This is a genomic window from Streptomyces sp. NRRL B-24572, assembly GCF_002156145.1.
Lineage (GTDB): Bacteria > Actinomycetota > Actinomycetes > Streptomycetales > Streptomycetaceae > Streptomyces > Streptomyces vietnamensis.
Window position 1 is genome coordinate 1 of the sequence record NZ_MWIG01000581.1, and the last position, 1,093, is coordinate 1,093.

Consider the following 1,093-nt stretch of genomic DNA (forward strand, 5'->3'; position numbering starts at 1 on the left):
TCCAAGTGGTGCGCCGTGGATAACACCCCCCCGTCCACGGCGCACCACTTGGAAGCCCCCACGCACCCCACCACGGCGCACGGGGGCTTCCGTGCGTTCCGGGATCACGCCGTCAGGGGCGGTCGGCGACCCGCATCTCGAACCAGGTCGTCTTGCCGCGCGGCGCCAGGTCCACGCCCCAGCGGTCGGCGAGCTTGTCGACGAGGAAGAGGCCGCGGCCGCTGATGTCGAGCTCGTGCACCGGCATCAGACAGGGCAGTCCCCGCGAGGGGTCGCGCACCTCGATCCGGATCCAGCCGCGGCGCCGCTGTAACCGCAGCGCGAAGACCCGGGCCCCGGTGTGCCGGACGGCGTTCCCGACGAGCTCCGAGACGAGGAGCACCGCGTGCTCGGCGATCTGCGGACCCAGCGCCCACTGCCGCAGCAGGACGTGCTGGGTGAGCCTGCGGGCCACCCACGCGGACTCGGGACGGGACGGCAGCCGGACATCCTCCTCGGCCGGATTGCCGTACAACTCCACTGCGTCGGCGGCCTGTTCGTCGTCCACGGCCGGTGACCACCGCGGTGCGGCGGCGCTCACGCGCTGCCACGGTTGTTCCCTACCCTCCAGGCCCGCCATGCCCCCCATCATGGCCGTACGGAGGCGTCCGCGGGGGCCGTTCCGACGGAATCGGCCCCCATCCGTGAAGGATCGTCACCCGAGCCGTGAAGGATCGTCAGGCGAACTTCGCCTTCCCCGGCCCCTCCTCGACGAAGCTGCGCATCCCGGTCTCCCGGTCCTCGGTGGCGAACAGGGCCGAGAACCAGGTGCGCTCGATGGCGAGACCGGTGTCGATGTCGGCCTCCAGGCCCTGGTCGATCGCCTCCTTCGCGGCCCGCAGGGCGACGGCCGGGCCCTGCGCCAGCTTGGCGGCCCAGGCGTGCGCCTGCTCGTACACCTCGGCGGCGGGGACGACCCGGTCGACCAGACCGAGCGTCAGGGCCTCGTCGGCCTTCACCATCCGGCCGGTGAAGATGAGGTCCTTGGCCTTGGAGGGGCCGACGAGCCGGGACAGGCGCTGGGTGCCGCCCGCGCCGGGGATCAGGCCGAGCA

2 protein-coding genes are annotated in these 1,093 nt (G+C 72.6%); both read right to left on the reverse strand.

The features are described from left to right. Positions 1 to 112: 112 nt before the first annotated feature. Positions 113 to 631 (reverse strand): ATP-binding protein, encoded by a 519-nt coding sequence (locus CCN56_RS30495; protein WP_179200037.1) that lies wholly within the window; start codon positions 629 to 631, stop codon positions 113 to 115. Between the two features lie 85 nt (positions 632 to 716). Then, a partial coding sequence (locus CCN56_RS30500; RefSeq protein WP_256962253.1) for an enoyl-CoA hydratase/isomerase family protein occupies positions 717 to 1,093 on the reverse strand: 377 nt, incomplete at its 5' end.

Excerpts from the sequence above, each read along its gene's own strand:
- CCN56_RS30495 (WP_179200037.1), bottom strand. The coding sequence starts at position 631 with ATGATGGGGGGCATGGCGGGCCTGGAGGGTAGGGAACAACCGTGGCAG.